At 69.3% G+C, this 17,001-nt stretch carries 18 protein-coding genes; 10 read left to right on the plus strand and 8 right to left on the minus strand.

All coding sequences use genetic code 11. The features are described 5' to 3' along the window. Window positions 1-22 precede the first annotated feature (22 nt). Together OHB13_RS15760 and OHB13_RS15765 are read left to right on the plus strand one after the other, a co-directional pair. Window positions 23-922 (plus strand): pentapeptide repeat-containing protein, encoded by a 900-nt coding sequence (locus OHB13_RS15760; protein ID WP_328377544.1) that lies wholly within the window; start codon window positions 23-25, stop codon window positions 920-922. Between the two features lie 122 nt (window positions 923-1,044). Next, the gene (locus tag OHB13_RS15765) at window positions 1,045-1,665 is read left to right on the plus strand and encodes a Uma2 family endonuclease (RefSeq protein ID WP_328377545.1); all 621 of its coding nucleotides are present in this window, start codon (window positions 1,045-1,047) and stop codon (window positions 1,663-1,665) included. A gap of 42 nt (window positions 1,666-1,707) precedes the next feature. Here OHB13_RS15765 and OHB13_RS15770 read toward each other — a convergent pair whose 3' ends face one another. Beyond that, entirely contained in the window at window positions 1,708-2,709 is a 1,002-nt protein-coding gene (locus OHB13_RS15770) for a WD40 repeat domain-containing protein (protein ID WP_266855706.1), read from the minus strand. A 50-nt stretch (window positions 2,710-2,759) separates the two neighbouring features. Between OHB13_RS15770 and OHB13_RS15775 the strand changes: the two genes are divergently transcribed. Continuing rightward, entirely contained in the window at window positions 2,760-3,449 is a 690-nt protein-coding gene (locus OHB13_RS15775) for a GDSL-type esterase/lipase family protein (protein WP_328380303.1), read from the plus strand. Here the strand turns inward: OHB13_RS15775 and OHB13_RS15780 are convergent. After that, window positions 3,406-4,092, minus strand: a complete 687-nt coding sequence (locus tag OHB13_RS15780; protein ID WP_328377546.1) for a TetR/AcrR family transcriptional regulator — start codon at window positions 4,090-4,092, stop codon at window positions 3,406-3,408. The genes OHB13_RS15775 and OHB13_RS15780 overlap by 44 nt on opposite strands. A gap of 69 nt (window positions 4,093-4,161) precedes the next feature. On the opposite strand from OHB13_RS15780, the gene OHB13_RS15785 reads away from it, so the two are divergent. The 4 genes from OHB13_RS15785 to OHB13_RS15800 all read left to right on the plus strand — a co-directional run bounded on the left by OHB13_RS15785 (window position 4,162) and on the right by OHB13_RS15800 (window position 7,652). Beyond that, window positions 4,162-5,079, plus strand: coding sequence for an LLM class F420-dependent oxidoreductase (locus OHB13_RS15785; protein WP_328377547.1), 918 nt, complete (start codon window positions 4,162-4,164; stop codon window positions 5,077-5,079). Then, a complete protein-coding gene (locus tag OHB13_RS15790) occupies window positions 5,076-5,441 on the plus strand; it encodes an NIPSNAP family protein (RefSeq protein WP_328377548.1) in 366 nt (121 codons plus the stop codon). The genes OHB13_RS15785 and OHB13_RS15790 overlap by 4 nt, the downstream gene beginning before the upstream one ends. After that, complete coding sequence (locus OHB13_RS15795) at window positions 5,438-6,145, plus strand: Dabb family protein (protein ID WP_328377549.1); 708 nt, start codon at window positions 5,438-5,440, stop codon at window positions 6,143-6,145. Before OHB13_RS15790 ends, OHB13_RS15795 begins: the two co-directional genes overlap by 4 nt. 223 nt (window positions 6,146-6,368) lie before the next feature. Next, entirely contained in the window at window positions 6,369-7,652 is a 1,284-nt protein-coding gene (locus tag OHB13_RS15800; protein ID WP_328377550.1) for a hypothetical protein, read from the plus strand. Between the two features lie 243 nt (window positions 7,653-7,895). Here the strand turns inward: OHB13_RS15800 and OHB13_RS15805 are convergent, their stop codons facing one another. The 3 genes from OHB13_RS15805 to OHB13_RS15815 form a co-directional block, all read right to left on the minus strand. Next, the gene (locus tag OHB13_RS15805; protein ID WP_328377551.1) at window positions 7,896-8,414 is read right to left on the minus strand and encodes a DinB family protein; all 519 of its coding nucleotides are present in this window, start codon (window positions 8,412-8,414) and stop codon (window positions 7,896-7,898) included. 104 nt (window positions 8,415-8,518) lie between these two features. Then, window positions 8,519-9,484 (minus strand): aldo/keto reductase, encoded by a 966-nt coding sequence (locus OHB13_RS15810; RefSeq protein ID WP_328380304.1) that lies wholly within the window; start codon window positions 9,482-9,484, stop codon window positions 8,519-8,521. A 130-nt stretch (window positions 9,485-9,614) separates the two neighbouring features. Then, on the minus strand, window positions 9,615-10,196 hold the full coding sequence (locus tag OHB13_RS15815; protein ID WP_328377552.1) for an isochorismatase family protein: 582 nt from the start codon (window positions 10,194-10,196) through the stop codon (window positions 9,615-9,617). Between the two features lie 954 nt (window positions 10,197-11,150). On the opposite strand from OHB13_RS15815, the gene OHB13_RS15820 reads away from it, so the two are divergent. The 3 genes from OHB13_RS15820 to OHB13_RS15830 all read left to right on the plus strand — a co-directional run bounded on the left by OHB13_RS15820 (window position 11,151) and on the right by OHB13_RS15830 (window position 13,472). Further along, the gene (locus OHB13_RS15820) at window positions 11,151-11,729 is read left to right on the plus strand and encodes a SigE family RNA polymerase sigma factor (protein WP_443062946.1); all 579 of its coding nucleotides are present in this window, start codon (window positions 11,151-11,153) and stop codon (window positions 11,727-11,729) included. Between the two features lie 62 nt (window positions 11,730-11,791). Next, a complete protein-coding gene (locus OHB13_RS15825; protein ID WP_328377553.1) occupies window positions 11,792-12,238 on the plus strand; it encodes a hypothetical protein in 447 nt (148 codons plus the stop codon). 532 nt (window positions 12,239-12,770) lie between these two features. Further along, the gene (locus tag OHB13_RS15830) at window positions 12,771-13,472 is read left to right on the plus strand and encodes a hypothetical protein (protein WP_328377554.1); all 702 of its coding nucleotides are present in this window, start codon (window positions 12,771-12,773) and stop codon (window positions 13,470-13,472) included. 180 nt (window positions 13,473-13,652) lie between these two features. On the opposite strand, the gene OHB13_RS15835 is transcribed toward OHB13_RS15830, so the two are convergent. The 3 genes from OHB13_RS15835 to OHB13_RS15845 form a co-directional block, all read right to left on the minus strand. Beyond that, on the minus strand, window positions 13,653-14,354 hold the full coding sequence (locus tag OHB13_RS15835; RefSeq protein ID WP_328377555.1) for a TMEM175 family protein: 702 nt from the start codon (window positions 14,352-14,354) through the stop codon (window positions 13,653-13,655). A gap of 241 nt (window positions 14,355-14,595) precedes the next feature. Beyond that, window positions 14,596-15,072 (minus strand): nuclear transport factor 2 family protein, encoded by a 477-nt coding sequence (locus OHB13_RS15840; RefSeq protein ID WP_328377556.1) that lies wholly within the window; start codon window positions 15,070-15,072, stop codon window positions 14,596-14,598. A gap of 262 nt (window positions 15,073-15,334) precedes the next feature. After that, window positions 15,335-16,690, minus strand: a complete 1,356-nt coding sequence (locus tag OHB13_RS15845) for a TcdA/TcdB catalytic glycosyltransferase domain-containing protein (RefSeq protein WP_328377557.1) — start codon at window positions 16,688-16,690, stop codon at window positions 15,335-15,337. Between the last annotated feature and the right edge of the window lie 311 nt (window positions 16,691-17,001).

Here is a 17,001-nt window from a genome sequence, read left to right on the forward strand (position 1 = left end):
CCACCCCGGAGGCTCCTTCCCCGTGCCCGACGACATACGGCTGCGTCCGCGCCTGCAAGGCGACTGCGCCAACTGTTTCGGGCTGTGCTGCGTCGCACTCCCCTTCACCGCGTCCGCCGACTTCGCGGTCAGCAAAAGCGCGGGTCAGCCCTGCACCAACCTCCAGTCGGACTTCCGGTGCGGCATTCACACCCGGCTGCGCGACAAGGGGTTCCAGGGCTGCACCGTGTACGACTGCTTCGGCGCGGGCCAGCAGGTCTCGCAGGTCACCTTCGGCGGCCGGGACTGGCGGCAGGCGCCTGACACCGCGCAGCGGATGTTCGCCACGTTCCCCGTCGTACGCCAGCTCCACGAACTGCTCTGGTACCTGACCGAGGCGCTCACCCTCGCCCCGGCCGCCCCGGTCCACCCCGGCCTCCGCGACCTCCTCGAAGCCACCGAGGCACTCACACTGCTCGGCCCGGACGAACTGGCCGCCCTGGACGTCGGGGCCCACCGCCGGAAGGTCAACGAGCTGCTGCTCCGCACCAGCGACCTGGTCCGCGCGACGGCGAACCAGGCGCACCAGGCGGATGGCCCGAAGAGGAACCGGCCGAAGAAGGACCGGCCGAAGAAGGACCAGGCGACGAAGAACCACGCGCAGAAGGACCACCGCGGCGCAGATCTCATGGGCGCCCGGCTCCGGGGCGCGGACCTGCACGGCGCCACGCTGCGCGGGGCCTATCTGATAGCCGCCGACCTGACCGGCGCCGACCTCCGCCTGGCCGACCTCATAGGCGCCGACCTGCGCGACGCCGGCCTCACCGGCGCGGACCTCACCGGCTGCTTCTTCCTCACCCAGCCCCAGCTGAACGCGGCCAAGGGCGACACGACGACCAGGCTCCCCCCGTCACTGACCAGACCGGCCCACTGGGGCCCGTAGAGCCGGCCCCCGGCAACCCGGGCACCCTGCCTCACTCGTCCGGGCAACCGTTTCGCAAGCCCGCCCAGCAGCCGGGCCCGGCCTACCATGATGTTCTCGACACCAGCCACCAGGAGGCCCTCATGTCTGCCGCAGCAGTCGAGCACCCCTGTGACGGCGAGCCGCCGACCCTGCTCGAAGAGGCCGACCTCCTCATGGAGCAGCTGCCCGGCTACCGCGTTGAGATCATCGGAGGCATCCTCACCGTGACCCCGCCCCCGGACGGCCCTCACGCGGAAGTACTGACCACGCTCATGGTCCCCTTCCTCTCAGCAGGGCTGCACAACGAGGAAACGAAAGTCCTTCAGAGCATCGGCCTGTGGCTTCCGCGCGGAGCGGAGGACTACGCCATCCCCGATCTCGCGATCGTCGATGGCGACTACGCCGCACATCTCATCGCGCACAACTGCTACGACCCCGTTGTCTTCCGCCTCGTCCTGGAAGTCACGTCGAGCAACTACAACCAGGATCTGCGCGCCAAGGTGTCCGTGTATGCCGAGGCCGACATCCCCGTCTACGTGATCGTGAACCGCAAGCACAACCGCGTCCACGTCCTCACCGAGCCGGTCGGGAGTGACTACGCCAGTCACCAGATCTTCGCCGCGGGCCAGCAAGCCCCGCTCCCCGCCTCGATCGGCGGTGACGTCACTCTCGATGTCGCCGCGGTCCTTCAGGCCGGGGCGACCGTCCGCGCCAAGGACTGAGCCCGCCCGGACCACCGGGCGCGCAGAGGGCGGGCCCCATTCTCACCTCCGCCCCCTCCCGAACAGCCGCTTCACCCCCATGAACAGCAGGAACAGCACGGCGAAGACACCCACGCCCCACGCCGTCGGAGACCCCCCGGAGCCACCGGCCCCGTCATCCCCCGCGCCTGATGAACTCCCGCTGCCGGACGATGACTTGCTGCCGCCGTCCGAGCCCTTCGGCTTCTCCACCGGGAAGCGCAGCACCCGGCTCTGTGCCCCCTCGGAGCCCATCATCAGCGCCGATCCGTCCGGTGTGTACGTCACCGACTCGGCCTGGCCCTGGAACGGCACGCCCAGCTCGTGTTCGGTGCCGAGTCCGCCGCCGGGCTTCCAGTCGTACGACTCCGCCCCCAGGTAGCCCCGCAGTGTCAGCTGCTTCCCGTCCGGGGAGAACGCGCCGTCGGTCACCCACGGCACGTCGTCGATCCGCCGGAAGACGTTGGTCTTCGACGCCGACAGCTTCGTGGGACCCACGTAGAGCCCGCCCTTGGTCTGGTTCTTCGACGCGATGTAGACGCGGCCCGTCTTCGGGTGGACCATCAGCGCCTCCGCGTTGCGCGGCCCGTCGGCGTACTTGACGGTGAACTGCGTGGCGTGGACCGTCTCTTCCTTCTTCAGCTGCTTCGGCTCGGGAAAGCGGTAGATCCAGACGTGGTCCCAACTCCCGTCCAGATTGTCGCCGATGTCCCCGACGTAGATGTCACCGTCGGGCCCGATCGAGATCGCCTCGACGTCGCGCGGCGCCCCGACCCCGCGCATCGTGACCCGGGCCACGGTCTGGCCCGTCTTCGAGTCCACCGCGTAGACGTACGGGCCGTCGCTGCTGTCGTTGTGGGTCCAGTAGATACCGGGGTGGAGACGGCTCGCGGCCAGGCCGCTGGACTCCGTGATCCGGGGATCCTTGATCGTGAAGCCCCCGTCGTCCGCGGCCGCCGGGCCGGCCGGAACAAGGGCGAACAGGACGGTGGCCGCGGCCCCGGCGACGTACTGAAGCGAACGCATGCCCCCAAGACTGCCACCCCCGCACCATCGGCGATGATGACGGGATGCGTCTGAGGATGATGTTCGTCGGCGACTCGATGACCATAGGCCGCGCCGGCGACTACACCTGGCGCTACCGCATGTGGCAGCACCTGGGCGACAGCTGCGAGATCGTCGGGCCGCGCACCGAGCTGTACGAGTCGAGCACGGCGTACGGGGACCCCGCCTTCCCCGCCGGAGCCCGCCGCCATCTGTCGGGCTGGGGCAAGGGCTGGCAGCACATGGCCCCGGTGATCCGCGAGACGGCGGCCGCACACCGGGCGGACCTGCTGCTCGTCTCCCTCGGCCTGATAGACCTCGGCTTCTACACGGACGCCGAACAGACCGCGCTGCACGCCCGCCGCTTCCTGACCGAGGCACGCGAGGCGAACCCGCACATCCGCGCGGTGCTCCTCCCGGTGATCCCGAACATCCGCGCCGAGACGGACGCGCCGTTCGCGGCGGAGGTCGCCCACTTCAACGTACTGCTGGCGAAGACCCTCGCGGACCTGGACGAACCACGCTCACCGCTCCTGCTGGCCTCGCGGCCCGAGACGTACGACATCCACACCGACACGTACGACGGCACCCACCCGAACGACAGCGGCGAACGGAAACTGGCGGGCGCCTTCGCGGACGCACTGCACCAGGGCTGGGGGATCGGCCCCGCAGCCGGCGCTACGCTTCGCCGTCCGGGCCCGCCGCCCCGTCCTCGTCAATGAAGCAGCCGTCGCCCGCGGCGCCCAGCATGGCGGTGAGCATCGAGGTCAGGTCCGCGCAGTACCTCGCCCCGCCCACCGCCTGCCGACGCCCGGACTGCACCTGGCGTGCGCGGTCCGCGAACGCCGCACCGACGAGCATCACCATCGACTCGACGCGCTCCTTGGCGAGGTCGGGTGGCACGCCGAGGTCCTGGACCAAGCGGGCGTCGACGCGTTCGAACAGCTGCCAGAGCAGGCTGTCGCGCAGGGCCCGATGTGGTGCGCCGTCGCGGAAACCGGTCTCGTGGGCGAGCTGCGCGACGATCCGCAGGCAGTAGCGGCCGCTGTCGTGTGCCAACTCGGCGTCCTCAGCCGCGACATACGCCCGGGTCAGCGCCGCCAGCGGGGCATCGCGGTCGAGTTCCGCCAGCGCGGGGCCCAGTGCCGCCTCCACCCGCTGCTGATGCTCCGACAGGATCGAGTTCAGCAGCCCCTCGCGGGAGCCGAAGTGGTAGTGCAGCGCTGAGGAGTTGCCCTGCCCCGCGCGTTCGGTGATCTCTCTGGTGAGAGTGGCGGCCACCCCGCGTTCCGCGAAGAGTTCCTCGGCCGCGCGCAGCAGGCGCTGTCGTGTCGCCGTCGTTCCAGGTCTTGTCTTCTCTGCCACGAGCCGATATTAATCGCTCCAATTACTTAATCGCTCCCATTAGAAAGGGGCGGTGAGGGAGGGGTGACGATGGTGCGGCTGGGCATGATGGCGCCGTTCGCGGACGGGCTGATCACCTCGGGCGGCTTCCTGCGCGATCTCGCGGGGACGCTGGAGGAGTGCGGCGTCGAGTCGCTCTGGACGGTCGAGCACGTGGTCATGGCCGAGGCTTACGAGCCGCTGTACCCCTATGCGCGCTCGGGGCAGATGCCCAGCGCCCCCGACGCGATACCGATGCCGGACCCGCTGGAGACGATCGCCTTCCTCGCCGGGGCATCGAGCACCCTGCGGTTCGGCACGGCGATGGTGGTGGCGCCGCTGCACAGCCCGGTGGTGCTCGCCAAGCGGGCGGCGACGATCGACCGCCACTCGGGCGGGCGGCTGATGCTGGGCCTGGGCATCGGCTGGCAGAAGGAGGAGTACGCGGCCGTCGGCGTGGAGTACCGGCACCGGGGAGCACGGTTGGACGAGTGCATCGAGGCGATGCGCGCGCTGTGGTCCCAGGCCCCCGCGAGCTTCCAGGGACAGCATGTGTCCTTCGACCGGGTGCACTGCCTGCCCCGGCCGGAGTCGGGCGCGGTGCCGATCGTGCTGGGCGGCAACAGCGACCCCGCCGTGCGGCGGGCGGCGCGCTGCGGCGATGGCTGGTTCCCCTACACCATCACCGCCGAGGACTTCGCCCGGCAGGCGGACCTGCTGCGCCGGTGTGCCCGCGCGGCAGGACGGGCGGAGGACGCCGTCGCCCTCACGGCCTGGCCCGGGTCCTGCGACGCGGAGCGGGCGAGGAACGACCCCGCCTGGGTGCGGGAGTACGTGCGGGCCGGGGCGAACCGGCTGGTGATGTCGCCGCGCATCGGCGGCGCGGACGGGCTGCTCGGGCCGCGCGGCCTGGAGGGGCTGCGTGAACAGATCGACCGGTACCGCGACGAGATCCTGGAGAAACTGTGACCGACGTACAGGTGCAGGCACGGGCCCAGGTACAGGTTCAGGTGCAGGTGCAGGTCCAGGTACACGACCGCGTAGTGCTGGAGGTGGATGACGCCGGGCCCTGGCTCGAACGCTGGCGCGAGGACTATCTCCCCCGCGCCCGGACACGGGGGATGACGTTGCGGGGGGTGTACCGCGCACACACCGGCACCGGGACCGTCGCCCTGTCCGTGGTGTGGACGCTCCCCAGCCCGTACGCCTTCTACGAGATGCGCGCGGCCGCGGCCGCCGATCCCGAGGTCGCGGCCTTCTGGGCGTATACCGACGCCCTCGCCGTCGAGCGGGACCGCCGGGCGAGCCGGCCTCTGGAGGGGATCGCATGACCCGCTGGGTGATTTTCACGTCGACGCCCGAAGCGGTCACCGGCCTCGACCGGGCGGCCGCCCTGCTGCCCGGCGTCCGGGCCTGCTCAGCGGGGACCGATCTGCCGGGCAGCTTCGGCGGCCTGGGCCTGAGCGGGGACCTCACCACCGACGGGAATCTGTCCGCGTCCGCGGTGCGGTCGCTCCTGCGCGACGCGACGATCGACACGGAAGGCGACACGAAAGGCGACACGCAGGCCGATGCCCAGGCCGATGCGCAGGCCGATGCCCAGGTCGATGCGCAGGCCGACGCGAAGGCCGATGCGCAGGTCGACGCCGTACCGCTCGCGCCGGTGGCCTCGCGGCAGGTGGAGCTGTCCGGGCCACGCGTGAAGCGCACCCTGGCGCTCACGGTGCGACCTGGCACTCCGCCGGAGACCGTGGCCCGCTTCGAGGCCGATCTGATGGCGATGCCCGATCACATCGCGACCATCCACTCGTGGGCACTGAGCCGTGTCGACGCCACCGTGGAGTCCTCACGCTGGACCCATGTCTGGGAGCAGGAGTTCGCCGACGTCGACGGTCTGACAGGCGCGTACCTGCTGCACCCCTACCACTGGACGTACGTCGACCGCTGGTTCGACTCCGAGCTGCCGACCTCGATCGTCGCCCCCGCCCTCGCCCACGTCTTCCGGTGGGCGCACGCCCCGGTCCTGACCCACTGACCCGACGCTCGACCGGCGCGGTCGGTCAGGAGGGGTCCGGGCCCGTGCTCCGATTCCGATCAACTACGTTGATCAGGCACGGACCAACGCCGGGCGTCGCCACCGAGGATGAGCCTCCTGTCAGCAAAGAGGGTGCAGCGACCTCCGCCCGGCCGGCCCTCCACGGACGACGCCGGTCGGGGACGACGGCCGGCAACGACGTCAGCAGAATCGGAGAACAGCAATGCGGTACGAGTCGTCCGAACGGACCGACACGTCCGGTACGCCCTCCTCCGCGAGGCCGACCTCGCGCCGCCGGCTGCTGGGGGTGTCCGGCGCCGCCCTCCTCACAGCGGCGTGCAGTGCCACGGACAAGCACCCGAGTGGGAAGGGGAGCAGCGGGAGCGGGAGCAAGCAGCCGACCCCGACGGGCAGCGACGCACCCACGGGCGAGGCCCCGGACGGCGCGCTCGGCGTGAACTTCAACGAGGACCCGTCCGACTTGGACTTCGCCGAGATGAAGACACTTTCGGCGAAGTGGGTGCGCGGCTTCGTCCCGATGACGGCCGATCTCGACGCGAACACCGCGACCCAGCAGCGGGCCGTCGCCAAGCTGCTCGACGCGAACGGGAACGACTTCAGGACGATTCTCTCGATGAAGTTCCCCTTCATGACCGCCGGGCAGCCACTGCCCAAGGTCGGCAGCCCGGAGATGGACACGCAACTGAAGCGCGTGGACCGGGTGCTGGACGCCGTCATGGGGAAAACGGACATCCTCACCATCGGCAACGAGCCCTTCCTCGAAACCATGAAGGACGAGCGCGACGCACGGCTCAATGTGTTCTACGAGTACATAGCCGAGCACGTCATCGCCTACCGCACGAAGAAATTCCCGCACGGGTGCAGGACCCGCCTGTATATGGGGGCGCTCAACCACCTCGACAGGAAGGAAGCGCGCACCCAGGCCACCGAGCGGTGGGTCGCCTTCGTCAACAGGAAACCGGAGATCGAGGGCCTCGACATCCATCCGCACGTCGACTCCCTGCAAGCGGCGGGCCAATACGTCCAGTACGTCGTGTCCCGCCTGGACAAGGGCAAGAAGTTCCTCGCCACGGAGTTCTCCCTCGTACTGCTCTGGCAGAAACACATGGGCGACACGATCCCGGCGGCCTACGCAGAGAAGTACCACGTGTCCCCGAACACCCGCGTATGGCAGGTGATCGGCAACGCGATCAAGAAGCCCTTCCCTCAGGAGAGGTGGGACGACTTCCTCACGATGAGTCCGTGGTTCGCCTCCAACAAGGACTATCTGACCAAGCAGGTGCAGATGTTCAGGGAGACCGGGAAGCTCGCGGTGGCCACCTACGGGGCGGTGCAGATCGAATCCATGCAGACGGGCTGGGGCCCCCACAAGATGCCGTGGATCCTCAACCCCCCGTATGCGAACCGCACGGTCAAGGAGGAAAACGGAAAGGTCGGGCGGACCACCGTCTGGTTCGACTCGTTCAGTGGCTTGCAGGATTCCTGAGCGATTCACGATTCACGATTCACGGCTCACGACTCGCCGGCACTGCGACCGGGTAGGCGCTCGCACCCACACTCAGCGGCGGCCTGCGTAACGACGCGCGGGCCACCGCTGTTGGAACGACGGGGCGGGCGCACGTGGGGTGACGGGACGCTCACCCTGGCGAAGGCACTTGACGCGCTCCTCGCCCACCTCGTACGGCTACGTCGACGCACGGTCCAGGGCCCGGACCCGGGGTCCCGGGCCTCAGACCCCCGTGCTGCCGTCGATCCGCTCGCGGATCAAGTCCGCGTGCCCGTCGTGCCGGGCGTACTCGCCGACCATGTGCGTGTAGATCCACCGCAGGCTCACCTCACTGCCCATGAACGGCGAGGTGTCATCCGGCGACCGCGCCGCGCAGTTGGCGCGGGCCCGGGTGATCTCGTCCTCCCAAGCGTTCCGCGCCGCCTCGAACGAGGCGTCATCGGCGAGGCCGAATCCTTCGTCGTGCCCCTCCGTACCGACCGGTTGGCCGTAGATGGCCGGTGCGTCCTCGCCCGTCAACACGCGGCGGAACCAGTTCCGCTCGACCTCCGCCATGTGCTGGACGAGCCCCAGCAGCGTCAGGGACGAAGGCGACACGGAGGCCGTGCGCAGTTGTTCCTCCGTGAGGCCCTCGCACTTCATGGCCAGCGTGGCCCGGTAGAAGTCGAGCCAGCTCTCCAGGTTCATGCGCTCGTCCGCGTTCAGGGGCGGCATCGGTCGTTCAGTGCTCGTACTCGTCATGAGTCCTAGCCTGCCAGCCGGGTCTGACAACGCCCCGCCGCCCCGACGGCCGGCGCCCGCCCATCGCACATCGGAGCCGGGCGTCGGACATCAGGCATCCGGCATCAGGAATAGAAGTTCCGCTCCCACCGGTGCTTCGCCAGCACGGCGAGCTGGTCCGCGGTGAGCACCCGCCCGTCGCTCAGAGCAGTGTTGCGCTCCACATTGCGTACGGTCCGCATCCCGGGGATGACAGTGGAGACCGCCGGCGAACTCAGCACGAAACGCAGCGCGGTCTCCGCGATCTCGTCCGGCGCGATGCCGAGGTCGGCGACGATCGCCGCCACCCGCTGCTCGACCTGCGCCGGGCGGTCGTCGCGGAAGTACCGGTGGCGCCAGTCGCCCTCCGGGAACGTGCTGTCCGCGGTGATACGGCCGGTGAGACCACCCTCGTCCAGCGCCACCCGCACGATGACCCCGACGCCGTGCTCCTCGCAGGCCGGCAGCAGCGCGTCGGCGGGCGACTGGTCGAAGATGTTGTAGATGACCTGCACGCTGTCCACGGCCCCGCTGCGTACGAGCGCGAGTGCGTTGTCCGGCTCGTGGTCGTTGATGGAGACACCGAACAGGCCGATCTTCCCCTCCTGTTTCAGCGCGGCGATCGTCTCCAGCCAGTCGCCCCGGCCGACCCAGTCGTCACTCCACACATGGAATTGCAGCACGTCGAAGTGGTCCAGGCCGCTGGCCCGCAGACTGGTCTCCAGAGCCTTACGGATGTGCTCACCCGGATACACGTCGGCCGGGTCGAGCCCGAAGGGCGGCGGCCAGACCCCGTTCTTGGGCGGCACCTTGGTCGCGACACGCACCTCGTCACCGGTCCGCTCACGGACGACCCGGCCGACGATCCGCTCGCTCTCGCCGTAGCCGCGCGCGGTATCGATGAAGTTCACACCGAGGTCGACGGCCCGGTGCAGAGCCCGGACGGACTCGTCCTCGGTGGCCCCCACCCAACTGGACTCACCGATGCCCCAGGCTCCGTAACCGATCTCGGACACGGACAGCCCACTACGTCCCACTGTGGGGTATCGCACCATCATCCCCAACGTCTCAAGCGTCCCGGCGGAAATCTCCCCGACGGTAGGCGACTTGGCGGAAGACCGCAGCTGGTTTTCACAGCGAAGCGGTCGGCCCGTCCAACCGCTCCGACAGCCGGAGTGCCGATCACAAGGCCGGGCTGAACTCCACCTCGGCCGCGGGCAGCACACGGACGCGCCGACCCGGGAATCGGATGTTCCGGAAGATCTCGTTATGGTGCGCGATCGACCGGTCCGCCGGGGCGTACGCCCCGAACTCGGACTCGGACTCGGACTCGGACTCGGACTCGGGCCGTACGGAAGTGGTGTGGCCGTTGGCGACCAGCACCACGTCATATCCGTGGCTCAGCGCCTGCCGCGCCGTGGTGTCCACGCACATCTCGGTCGCGAACCCGGTGACCACCACCTCGGTGGCACCCAGCGCTTTCAGGATCGCGTCGAGACCGGTACCCAGAAAGCTGTCGGGGCTGGTCTTGCGCACCACCAACCCGTCACCAGCCGGAGCGAGTTCGGCCACCACCTGCCAGCCATCGCTACCGGGCTCCATCCCCTCGCCACCCTGATCCTGAACCGTCACGACCGGCACACCGGCCGCCAGGGCCCGTTCACGGAGCCCGGCGATCACACTGACGGTCTCGGCGGCCCGGTGGGCGATCGCCACCGTGGAGTTCTGCATGTCGATGACAAGTAGGGCGGAGGTTTGCGACATGGCCACACGGTAACGGGGCTCAGCCGTTCACCGCCGCCACCCGCACCCGCCAGGGCGTGACCGGACCCGCCGGACCCGCCGGACCCGCCGCCCGGCCCGCGCCCGCGGTCCGGCACCGGCGGCACTGCGTTTCGTCCCCCCACCGGCCGGAACACATGCTCGTCACCGGGCCCCCGGCACACCACAAGACCGGCCGCTGCTGCGCTCGTTACGGAATCGGCCACCACGGCCACAGCCTCAGCGGGAAGTTTCACCGTCAGCCGGTGGCGCAGGAAGCCGATCGCCGAACGGACACCGGCTGGCGGCAGGCCCGCCGTCAGCGCCCTGCGCAGCTCCGCCGCCGACACACCTCGCCGCAACCACTCGGCCGCCGCCTCCGCCAGCTGACGCGCCTCCCGTACGCCGAGATGCAGCTCATGACTGGTCGCGCGCAGCGACAGCAACACCCGCTCGGCGGACAGCAGTTCCGGTGTCGGCTCGGGCTGCGTTTCGGGTGGGGGGTGGAGAAGGTTCTTCTTCAGTAATTCTTCTTCCCGGTAAGAGCCGCCGACTTCCCGGCGCTCCGGGCCCCCGACGGCCGGAGTCCGCACACTCGGCGGCTCCGTCCGCGGGGGGTCGGGCGGACCGCCCAGGTCCGGTGCGCCGCCCGGGTCCGGCGGGGGCGCCCCGTCCTGTACGCCGCCCGCCCCATTCCGTACGCCGCCCGCCTCCTCCGGCGTCAATGCGACGTTCGTGAGCAGCTGCTCCGTAACCCAGCGCCCGCGCTCGCCCTCACCGTCTCCCCCACCACCTGGGCCGCCTTCCTTCCCCATCTCGTGGCGGAGAACGCAACAGCCTGACTCCTGCCGGGCCTGTTCTTCCAGACGCCCCGGACTGTGACCCAGGTCTCACGACGTGCGTGCAGCAGGCGAGACTTCTTTCCCGTCAAGGAGGGGTGACAGGAAGGGAGGGGATGTGGAGCTGGCAACCGAGCGCGACATCCGTACCGGACTCAGCAAGACCAGGCCGGCGGAGTCGGAGTCCGAGATGGACTTCCATGACTTCGTCGTCGCCCGGTCGGCCGCACTGTTCCGCGGGGCCCTCGTCTTGACGGGAAACCGCGAGACAGCGGAAGACCTGGTCCAGGAAACCCTGGAACGGGCCTGCCGCAAGTGGCGCACCATCGCCGCCAAGGATGCTCCGGACGCCTACGTGCGGCGGATCATGGTGAACCTGGCCAACGACCGGTGGCGGAGATTCCGCCGCACGGTCCCGCACCAGGATGGCGCCGAACGCGCCGCATCCGGGGATCAGTACGGACAGGTGGACACGAGGGACCAGTTGGTGCGGGCCCTCCAGGGTCTGCCGATGCGCATGCGGACGGTCGTGGTGCTCCGGTACTTCCACGATCTGCCGGATGACGAGATCGCCGCCGACCTGAGGATCTCACCGAGCACCGTGCGGTCCCAGCTCGCTCGTGGAATCGACAAGCTCAGAGGCCAGTTCCCCGCACTCTCCGGCCCTTCACCACAGCAGCACACGGAAGGAATCTGATGAATTCACACGGTTCACAGCCTTTCGGCTGCACACCCTTCGAACAGGAACTGGTGAACGCCATGAACGACTTCGCCCACACCACCGATACGCCGACCTTCGACACGGCCGCCATCGCACGCGGGGCGCGCCGCAAGCGGGCCACGGCCATAGCGGGCATCGCCACCGCTCTCATCGTCGGCGGGGCAGGCACCGCCCTGGCCGTCGGCGGCGCCGTCGGCAGCAGCTCGCACGCCTCGAAGCCGGCCGCATCGGCCGTCACCTCTACCGACGACACCACCTTCCTCGTCCGCACCAGCGACGGCTCGATCGCCAAGGAGTCGCTGCACGGCGCGAGTTCACTGCGGGCCAGGGAGATGCTCGTCCACTTCCGCCTCACGCCCAACTTCACCCGGGTCCGGAAGGCCGACTGCCCGCAGCCGCAGGACGCGGTGATCTCGCTGTCGCCGCACGCCCCGACGGTCCTCAACGAGGGTGACACGGTCCTCGTGACCACCTGCTTCCGCTGACCCCGGCAGAACCGGTCTGACGGCCCGACTGAGCCGGACTGACAGAACCGGGTTGCCGACATGCCAGAGAGTGGTGGCCCCGTCGGAACCGGGGCCACCACTCCCTGTATTCCAACACGGCCTGCGTCCCCGGAGGCCGTCCAGCAGACAGACCTGAGTCACACCCTCTTCAGTGGTTTGTCAGAGGCGTGTCACAGGGAGCTGGTGACCCTTGGGACAGCAGTTGCTCATGTGATCGAATGCAAATGATCCGGGAACCCCCGGATCACAACGCTGCTTTGTACGGTCGGAACCCACGGCCTTTGCAGAAGCACGGGACGATCACAGGCTTCGCCTGCCTGGAGAACCAGGGCGGCAAGACCTACGAGCAGACCCCGTACTACGCCAACCGATCCCTCCCGTAGACCTGCGGCCCCACCCGCAAGGAGGGCCGACTGCCCTGGGCTGCGTAACGGCCGCTGGAAGAGCAACGAGCCGCAACGTGTCGCAGGACGCCGGTCAGGACACCCCACGCGTAAGGAAGTAGAAAGTCATGGCACGACCAGAGTCCGGCAAGAGGGTCATGGGTTGGGTCGCTGCGGCCACCCTGCTGACGGCGGCGCCGCTCCTGGCGGCATGCTCGGGCGATTCGCACGCACACTCCGCCTCCGCCTCGCACGACAGCGGCAGCTCCTCCCCCGGCGCATCGGACAACTCCGGGGCGTCGGACAACTCCGGGGCGTCGGACAACTCCAGCGCGTCGTCGGACGGCGGCTCCGGCACACAGGCCGACGACCAGTCCACGGTGTCATCCACGGTCGGCTCCTGGGTGGACGCGGTCATCGAGAAGGACGCGAAGCGGGTCTGCCGGCTCTCCTCCATGCCGGGCACCGGCTCGGCTCCGCCGAAGGCATCGACCCCGCAGATGTGCGACGACCCGTCGACCATCAAGGAGCTGAACGTCGGCCTGCCGTCCATGAGCAAGGCGTTCACACCGAAGAACGCCCCCTCCGGCCGGCCGACGGTGAAGGTCAACGTGCCCACCCCGCAGGGCGACGAGGCAGTCGTCCCGGCGGCCAAGATCACGGTTGATGGAACGACCCTGCGGGCGATCATGCTGTCCCGCTCGCACAATGTGGACCGGAAGACCTTCACGTTCAAGGCGAAAGCCAACAAGATCGACGGTAAGTGGTACGTCGGCGACGACGACACCAACAGCGGTGACCAGACGCTCAAGCCTCAGACCCCGTCCTGACGTCACGGTCTCGACGGACCCTGGGGATGGCTCTCCCGTAACCGGTCGGCCCGGTCGGCGGCCGAAGTGCGCAGGCCCGGCAGTCGTTGCGACTGCCGGGCCATGGCATCTGCATACCCGAGCTGCGGCGCGGCTGCCCCAGGGCTCAGGCAGGGGTCCGGGCGCTGGGCGTTCCCGTGATCAGGCGGCGGTGCGCCGGCCCCGGAGATGCCCCAGCCTCGGCGGGACGGCGAGCAGCAGCAGGCTGTAGTACTGCAGGACAGGTACGGCGAGTGCGATGGCGAAGGCGATGACCAGGGCGAAGACGTTGAGATAGCTCTCGGTGTACAAGCCTTCCGTCCTCCGGCGGACCTCCGGGCCGTCCTCATCGAGGAGCGCCGGGGTGGTCTTCAGGATCCTCAGCATCGCGAACCGGCAGACCATGCCGGCCAGGAGAGTCGAGTAGTAGAACGCCGCCACGAACCGGTCGCGGCCGAAGGTGCCGAGCATCTCCGTCGGCAGCGGAATGACGATGACGGAGAGCAGCCATCCCATGTTCCACACCGTCAGGGGGCGGCTGGCCTGCTTGACCGTCGAGAAGGCCCGGTGGTGCTCCCGCCAGATGTTCGCGACGACCGCGAAGCTGAGCAGGAAGCTCCAGATCTGGTCGAGGTGACCGGTGATCACTTCCCTGGCGCCCTCATGGGCGGCCGCGACTTCCGGGACGAGGTCCACCAGCGGCAGGATCAGCAGGGTGATGGAGATCGCGGTCACCGCGTCGGTGAACAGCACCAGGCGCTCCCCCGAGACACCCCCCTCGATCGTGTCCTTCGCGGGAACCGACGGCCCTGCCGGGTCACCCCCTCCCGTATCGGTCCCGTCGATGACGCCACTGGCACCCATGCGTGTACACCTCTCCCTTGTCCTGCCCGCCGCGCCTGCCGACGCTACCGGACTCTGCTGGTCATGGACGTTTCCAACGAACCGCGCGGACTCTACCCTTGGTTACAGCGGAGATTGACGCGGGGTCCGCAGCTGCCGGTGCCCGTCCGGGCAGGCCGACTCGACGCTGCGCGGCAGGAGTCGACGCCATGGAGAACGCAGGTCCGCTTTCCGTAACGTGCTTTGCGTGCACGGGAGTTCCTCACGGCTCCGGCATCCGAGGGGCCGTCGGAAGGTGAGGGGGCGTGCCGGTCGTCCAGACTGCCTCGATTTCCATCCGCGCGATGCGCCAGCCCTCCGGTGTCCGGCGCAGTTCGGCCCGGTAGACCCCGCCCACGGTGAAGATGGGGAGGGCCTCCGGGCCGAGCGTGCGCAGGGTCGAGTCGTGGTGCACGTGCCTCATCAGCGCGTTCCAGGAAGCTGTGGTCCTTCCCGAGGCGGCGTCGGTGTGGACCAGGACGTCGGAGGACATGTGCTGCGTGCGGGCGTAGCGCTCGATCGCTTCCTGCGTGTGCCACATGGCGTCGATGCCCTCGGAAGTACCGAGCGGGGTCACCGTCCGCACGTCGTCGGTGAAGTAGGCGCGGGCCCAGTCGTCCGGGAACTCCCGCTCGTCCAGGGTGCGGAAGTAGAGGCTGATGAGAGTGCTGATGTCGAAGTGATCCGCCTGACTCGTCATGGGCCGATCCTGTCGCCCCAACCGCGCTTGAGGTCAACGCCGTGCCGGTCGGCGGCGCTCCGCCTGTCGGGCGCGGTGGCTGTGGAAGGGGCAGCCCCAGCCCGGTGGACCAAGTCCGGCAGACCCGCTCAGTCCGCCAGGCCCACCAGGCCCACCAGGCCCACCAGGCCCACCAACGGATGTTCCGTAATCCATGGCGGGCGTACGACCGCGCCTGTGGATCACTGGACAGCCCTTGGTTCCCGGCCGGCCCGTCAACCGGTCAGTAGTTCTGGTTCTCGCTCTCCGGGGTCAGCCACTCCATGTTGTCGTGGAAGTGGCGGCCCTGGCCCTGGAACCTGCCGTACTCGCCCCTGTTGAGACCGCCCTCGATGCCGAACTCCTCCTCCAAGTGATGTTCCACCACCTGGAGGAGCGGGAACGGTCCGGACGCCGCCGGACCGGCCATGTGCAGTTCGTCGGCGTCCATCCCCTTGATCTTCGCGGCGATCTTCACAATCATCTTCTCCATGACCGCGGATTCCTTCTGTGCGGCGATGAAGTGGTTTCCGTAGCCCCCGGTTTCGAGCAGATGAGTCACCGCGGCGCGGATCTGGGCCGCGGTCGGCTTTCCGGTCGCCCGCTCGGCACCCGCCTGGCTCAGCGTCGCGTTCAGGCTCTGCTTGTCGCGGATGAGCGGACCGAGCACGGGGACGTCCTTCTCCGCGAGCTTGGGGGTGTTCTCCTTGAGGTTGACCGTTCCGGAGCCCAGGTCCACGTCGGCGTACACCCCGCCGTGCTTCTTGAGGATGCTGTACCGGGCGATGTCGGAGGCGAACGGATACGCCTTCTGCTTGCCGGTGGTCGCTTTGGTGTAGGCCTCGGCGAGGCGGGGGTCGATGGCGTCCTCGATGAACTTGCGCTGCAGGCCCTTCGTGGTCCGGATCCGCGCCTGGTTCATGGTGCCCAGGGCCGAGTTGTGGTCCGTCCAGAGGTTGATGGTCCAGCCCGTGTTGGTGGCCCGGCCGGCCCACGCGAGGATGTTGTTGAGCGCGGCAGACGGGATGGCTCCGCCGATCCAGATGAAATGGACCTGGGACGGGATCTCGGGGCCGTCGCCGGGACGCAGCGCCTCGACCTGCTTCCGCAGGTCGTCGAGGTAGTCCGGCGGTGGGTTCAGGCCCTTCAGGCGGTCGAGGAGCAGGTCGACGGCTTCGTGGTTGCCCTTGCCGAGCGAGGTGAAGACGTAGTCCCGTACGTTGTCCACGTCCTCGGAGTCCAGCGGCTGCCGGGCTCCTCCGGAGGGCCCTGCGTGGGAGATGCCCAGGGGAGCACGCTGCACAGCCGGGGCGGCGCGGCCGGAACCGGGGGCGCGGCCAGGGGCGCGGCCGGCGCCATGGGCGTGGGCGTGGGTGTCGCCGTGCGCGTGGCCGGGGGTGTGCTTGCCCACCGTCCGGGAGACCGCCGCGTTGCCCGCGGAGCGTTGCAGCGCCGTGACGGCGGCCGGGCCGAGCGGGAGCCCGGGGGCCGGGAGTTCCGCCGTGGACGCAGCGGACGGCGAGGCCGGCCGGCGCCGTACCGGCGTCGCTCCGCGCTTGTCGCTCGCAGCCCTGGCCTGGTCTGCGATGTGCTCCGGCATCGATGGTCTCCTCGTGTCCGACACGCCCCGGGCGTGAGGTGTTGGGACACCCAGTGTGGCCGCTCCGGCGCTGCGACTTCCAGGCCGGGGAGGACAACCGTGAGGGCAGAGTTCGCTGCCCGCCCGAGATGCCCCGGCTTCGGCGGGCCCCGACGGGCCCCGATATCGGCCCCAGCATGACGACGGAGCCGCGGCCGGCCGGGCAACACCTGCTCGGTGACAGCCAGTTCAGCAACAGTCCCCGCCCGGTGTCCGGCAGGTTCGCGACACCAACAGCCGGTGCCGACGGTGTCGTCGCCTTCCCTCCTGCG

Source organism: Streptomyces sp. NBC_00440 (genome assembly GCF_036014215.1).
In the GTDB taxonomy this organism is placed as follows: Bacteria; Actinomycetota; Actinomycetes; order Streptomycetales; family Streptomycetaceae; genus Streptomyces.